Raw genomic sequence first — 5,458 nt, 5'->3', positions numbered from 1 at the left:
GCTCCATAATGACCAAGGAGCAGGCATTTAGAAAATCTCCTATATTTGCTACATGATGTTGGGTAATTTCCTGCCACTCATTTTTCAATTGCTTGAAGCCTTTTGCCACGCTCATGCCGAAGTCGCCATCGCCTGCATGAGAATCTAGCTCGCAGAAAGCAACCTCATTTTCAATAATGACCTCACTCATTTTGTCAATCAAATATATCAGGTTGTGTAGCGAGAATACATTGTTCTCAATCTTTGCATATTGCTTATCCGTCTCACACTGATAAGAAACGGTGTGATTTTGTTGTTGCGATTCCAATACTACTTCGTCTGTACGCAACGGGCTAAATGGCTGGTTAATTTGTAGTGCAGGGGTATCGCAGCTTGCCTCTAAATAACGCTTAAGTTGATCGTCTAGTGAGATGATCGACACCGAAGCCCCTGCCATATCGATGCTTGTCATATAGTTGCCAACGAATACCTTAAAGATGGATACGTTGCTCTTGTTGATTTCACGGACAACTGCATTTGCCAGCAAATACAATTCCTGCAATGGCGATCCGCCGAATCCATTAATCAATACGCCGATTTCTTGTTGTGAATCGTCTTTGATGTTCATATCTCGGAATAAATCTTCTACCATTTTCTTGGCTAATTCATTGGCAGATACAAGCTTTTCTCTGCGAATTCCTGGCTCTCCATGGATGCCTACACCGTATTCGATCTCATCCCCACTCAATTCGAAGGTAGGTGTCCCTTTAGCAGGAACTGTACAAGATGTAAGTGCAAAGCCAATGCTTCTGGTGCGATCTATAGCCTTTTGAGCAATATCCTTTACTTCCCTTAATTCCTTTCCTTCTTCTGCTGCAGCTCCGGCAATTTTATGAACCAATACGGTTCCAGCAACGCCCCTTCTTCCAACAGTGTACAGACTGTCTTCCACTGCGATATCATCATCAACTTTGACATAATCGACAAGCAACCCGTCTTCGCCTGCAAGATGTGCCGCATTTTTAAAATTCATGATATCTCCGCTGTAATTTTTAATGATCAGCAACGTACCTTTCTTACTGGCAGAGGCTTTGATCGCTTGATAGACCTGAATCTGAGATGGCGAAGCAAATACATCTCCACAGACAGCAACATCTAACATTCCGCTCCCAACAAATCCTGCATGTGCAGGCTCGTGCCCGCTGCCTCCACCGCTAATAAGCGTAACCTTATCTGTATTGATTTCTCTTTTCTTCATTATCTTATATTTACTTATAAATTCTAAATCCGGATGTGCAAGTACCATTCCACTACACATTTCTCTTACCAGCGTTTCCGGCTTGTTCATGATTTTCTTCACATTACTCACCCTTTTTCTTAAATTCCTGCCCGATTTGATCCGCTACCATAATGGCTGCTGCTACATCTTCTTCACTCACAGGAAAAGGCATGGAATGAATAGACTCTTCTAGTATACAAGCTTTCTTTGCGACATTCATCAGCTCGGCTCTGGTGACACTCGTTACACCGATATCAGAAAGACACACCGGAAGTCCTACACTTACGCAGAAATTCAATACCTCGTTTATTTCTTTTCTGTCTGCATTTTCAAGCACCAATTGAACAAGCGTTGAAAATGCGACCTTTTCACCATGATAATACGAATGGGTTCCTTCCAATGCGGTTAACCCATTATGAATGGCATGTGCCGCCGCCAGACCTCCGCTTTCAAACCCTAGACCTGACAAAAGAATGTTGGTTTCAATTATGTTTTCAAGCGCAGGAGTAACAATATTAGAATCACAGGAGACTTTAGCTTTAAGTCCGTCTTCAAGCAACGTTTCATAGCAGAGCTTTGCAAGGGCAAGAGCAGCTTTTGTTCCTTTGGCTGGCTGACCTACTCCAGATATTGCTCCACAAGGAATTCCCGCATTCACATTGGAATAAGAGTTAGAAGTTGCTCTAGCTTCATAGTAAGTAGAAAGCGCATCTCCCATGCCCGCGACAAGAAAACGCGTAGGTGCATTGGCAATAACAGTCGTATCTATCAGCACTACACTTGGACTTTGTTTAAAGTAGGCATAGTCATCAAATTCTCCTTCTGGTGTATAAAGGACAGCAGAATGGCTTGTTGGAGCGTCCGTCGCGGCAATGGTCGGAACGATAATTAACGCCTCGCCCTCTGCTACGCATTTCGCGGTATCGATCGCTTTTCCTCCACCCAATCCAATCGTGCAGGAACAAGCATGTTCCTTCGCAAGTTGTTGTAATCTATGAACTTCATTTCGAGAACACTCTCCATTGAAACCGCTCTCAATTATAGTTACGCCAAATTGTGCCATGGTATGTTCAAGCTTATCTTTTACACGATTGATGTCATCCTGATGAGCAATAAGAAGAGCAGAATCACCAAATGTTTTGATGAAATACCCTAGATTGACTAATTCATTTTCACCTTGAACATACTTAGTTGGGCTAATAAAAGCTTTTCTCATTTGAATAATCCTCCTCTGTGCGATTGTATCCCCATTATAGAGCTACCTTGTACGAAGATCATCGAACGATTTACTCCAAATAAAGCGCTTTTTCATCGTATTATCTTATCCTGCATGTCCCAAAATGGTATTATCTTGTCCTGCCATCAGACTATTATGCTATAATAATGCGAAGGTACGAAAGGAGAGTAGATCTCATGACCTTGCATGTTAAATTGGACAAAATTATAGATCTAACAAAGTGGCAGAAACTGCAAGACTCACTCTCTCTAGTCACTAAAATGGCGATTATCACAACTGATTATAAGGGTGTACCCGTGACGCAGCACAGCCAATGCCAGAGCTTCTGTCAGGCGATACGAAAAGACGCTGCATTGTCCGAATACTGCCAAAAATGCGATGCAAGAGGCGGATTGGAGGCTGTGCGACTAAATCGGCCGTATATCTATCTGTGCCATTTCCATATTATTGATATCGCCATCCCTATTATTGTCAACAATCAGTATATTGGAGCTATTATGGCAGGGCAGGTAAAATTACGTGATAATCCAATGGAGCTGGAACAAATAGTTACCCGGCCAACCAATGCCGATACCCATAAAAAGCTGCTTGGCTTGGAACAAGACTATGCCTCTCTTCCCGTCTTGTCCTATGATGAAATAACAACCATTTCTGAAATGCTGTATCATTTATGCACTTACATTGTGGAAGAAGCCATTACAAAAAATTCAACTATTGATATGTATCGTCATGCGTTAACATCGGACAAACCTGTTATTGAAGCTATTGCCAATCACTCGTACCGTAATATCCAAACCATAAAAAAAGAGCTGGAAAATACGCTTATTGATAGTCAGATCATAAATATGTCTACCCATAAAAGAATTTCCACCAGCACCATTCTTCAACCGGCCTTTGATTATATTTATGCTCATAAAAATGAAAACTTTACATTAGCGGATATGGCTGATATTTGCCATGTTAGCCCTAGCTATTTCAGTCGTTTGTTCACCAAGGAAACCGGGGAGAATTTTTCTGTGTTCATTCCACGCTTGAAGATAGAGTGGGCTAAACAAATTTTAGAGACAACCGATCTCTCCATTTCTCAAATCAGCAATGAATTAGGATTCAGTGAGCCTAGCTATTTTATTAAAACATTCAAGAAATTCGAAAGGATAACACCTTCTGTCTATCGTAATGTATATAGTAATAGGGATGGTACCTAGAGAAGAATTGAGTAAGGAAAAATGTCCTTTTTCACAATTGTTCCATGTAGGAAATAGAGTCTGATTGGGTATAATCCCCCATAATGTATGGGGAGGAGTTCTTATGCATCCAAAAATTGTCCCCCGTTAATCCCGTGGTCCTCCATTCATGTATTCGTATCAACCTCACCCCAAAATTTACAAAGGGAGATGTATGAGAATGAATATGAATGGACCTGTAAAAATTTCTCGAAGTGAAAGACTTCAAAACTGCCAAGAAATTGCTGCGAGATTACATGAGGTATACAAAGATAAAGTCCTGGCCACAGGAATCTATGAATCTGTTTCCCGAGGTACAGACGGCCCTTTTTCGGACATTGAGATGTTTTGTGTACTAGAAGAATCCAGCGAAGACGTAGAATCTAGTTATGAATGGTCGGCGGGACCTTGGAAAGCGGAAGTGAATGCATACAGTGCCAATCTTCTACTGAACACAGCCGCTACTGTGAAAGGAGACTGGCCACTTACACATGGCCCCTTCTTTTCCCTGCTTAGTCTGTATGATCCTAAGGGCTTTTTCCAACGCTAAAAAAAGCGGCAGAATCACCAACAAAGAAAGATTTTACACAGGCAGTCAATGAAGTTCTTGTAGGTGAAATGTATGAATTTATCGGGAAGCTTAGAAATGCACGTCTAAACGGCCCTCTTACCTACCTGCCCTATTTGACCATGCAGTTTGCCCAATACGGTGCCATGGTGATCGGGTTGCACAATCAAAAACTCTACTCGACTGGGGCCATGGTTTTGCCAGAATCATTGGAGCTTGCGAATGTCCGGCAGGGTTTGACGAGGTAGCTAGACTGGTGATGTCTGGAGACTTGGCAGAGCCGTCCAAAATAATTGTCGCCTGTGAAGATTTCTGGAATGGCCTCATAGCTTGGGCAGCGGAACATCATTATGTGATTCATTCAGAACGTATTCCTTTTTGATCTATGAAGAAACGAGACCCCTTTGCAAGTAAGGTCTTGGATTGTTGAGAAAGCCCCGCTTTTTAGCGGGGTTTTCTTCTATGATGGTGTTTTTTCTCAGAAAAAATGGATATATAAATTATTATGTTAGGCAAAATTGTAAAAAGAAAACCACAACAGATGGATAGTATTCAGTAAAAATAGAATTCCAACGAAGGTGAACGCGTATGACAAGCATAAAAAATGAACCGCCTTTATTCTTTTAAAACACCGGACTTCACAAACCATTACAAAAAAAAATAGGCCATCGAAATTTTTCAACAGCCTTCAAACAGAGTAATCACTGAATGTTTTATATGTTGGCAAGTTTTTCAATTACTAAAGAGGCACTTACAACTGCAGGACCCGCACCTGATACACTATTCTGTAATACAGTAGGCCCATCAATGTTACGTAAGGTAAGAACATCCCCTGCTGCAAAATTGGTGATCACTTGCCCGCTGTAAGTTTGGTTACCTGAACCAGCTCCAAAATTTGAGCCTGGTATTTGTGCTAGACCATTGAATAAAGCAAAAGCAGAAGTGCCCTGTTGTGGAAATACCTCATACGTAATGAGATAAGTACCTGCTTGATTTATCGTGATGGGAGCAGTGCCTTCAATATGGGTAACTAAATTTGGAGGGAAGATGATTCCATTCGTATTAAAAGTGACCGCGGCATTTAATGCTACGGCTTGTTGTGTTGTGTCAAATATATTTGCGAAACCTAAAATACCTCCGGTTGCCCCGGTTGCTCCAGTTGCTCCGGTTGC

General features: G+C 41.6%; 3 protein-coding genes and 2 pseudogenes. 2 read left to right on the top strand and 3 right to left on the bottom strand.

Annotated features, from left to right (window positions below; all coding sequences use genetic code 11):
• Together dhaK and AYJ08_RS01425 are read right to left on the bottom strand one after the other, a co-directional pair.
• Positions 1 to 1,339: dihydroxyacetone kinase subunit DhaK (dhaK, locus tag AYJ08_RS01430; protein WP_064016299.1), on the bottom strand; the 1,339-nt coding region annotated here is incomplete at its 3' end.
• Between the two features lies 1 nt (position 1,340).
• Positions 1,341 to 2,474: a glycerol dehydrogenase gene (locus AYJ08_RS01425; RefSeq protein WP_064016298.1), complete on the bottom strand. Its 1,134-nt coding sequence runs from the start codon at positions 2,472 to 2,474 to the stop codon at positions 1,341 to 1,343.
• A 197-nt stretch (positions 2,475 to 2,671) separates the two neighbouring features.
• Here AYJ08_RS01425 and AYJ08_RS01420 point away from each other — a divergent pair, with 197 nt between their 5' ends.
• Together AYJ08_RS01420 and AYJ08_RS01415 are read left to right on the top strand one after the other, a co-directional pair.
• The gene (locus AYJ08_RS01420) at positions 2,672 to 3,700 is read left to right on the top strand and encodes a PocR ligand-binding domain-containing protein (protein WP_064016297.1); all 1,029 of its coding nucleotides are present in this window, start codon (positions 2,672 to 2,674) and stop codon (positions 3,698 to 3,700) included.
• A 199-nt stretch (positions 3,701 to 3,899) separates the two neighbouring features.
• A pseudogene (locus AYJ08_RS01415) lies at positions 3,900 to 4,668 on the top strand (ANT(4')-I family aminoglycoside nucleotidyltransferase).
• A gap of 331 nt (positions 4,669 to 4,999) precedes the next feature.
• On the opposite strand, the pseudogene AYJ08_RS23750 reads toward AYJ08_RS01415, so the two are convergent.
• Positions 5,000 to 5,458, bottom strand: a pseudogene (locus AYJ08_RS23750) (hypothetical protein); the annotation flags it as partial.

The organism is Brevibacillus sp. SKDU10, assembly GCF_001645205.1.
In the GTDB taxonomy this organism is placed as follows: domain Bacteria; phylum Bacillota; class Bacilli; order Brevibacillales; family Brevibacillaceae; genus Brevibacillus_B; species Brevibacillus_B halotolerans.
The sequence above is the reverse complement of the archived record's forward strand: the minus strand, read 5'-3'. Positions and strand labels throughout refer to the sequence as shown.

Excerpts from the sequence above, each read along its gene's own strand:
- AYJ08_RS01425 (WP_064016298.1), bottom strand. The coding sequence starts at position 2,474 with ATGAGAAAAGCTTTTATTAGCCCAACTAAGTATGTTCAAGGTGAAAAT.
- AYJ08_RS01420 (WP_064016297.1), top strand. The coding sequence starts at position 2,672 with ATGACCTTGCATGTTAAATTGGACAAAATTATAGATCTAACAAAGTGG.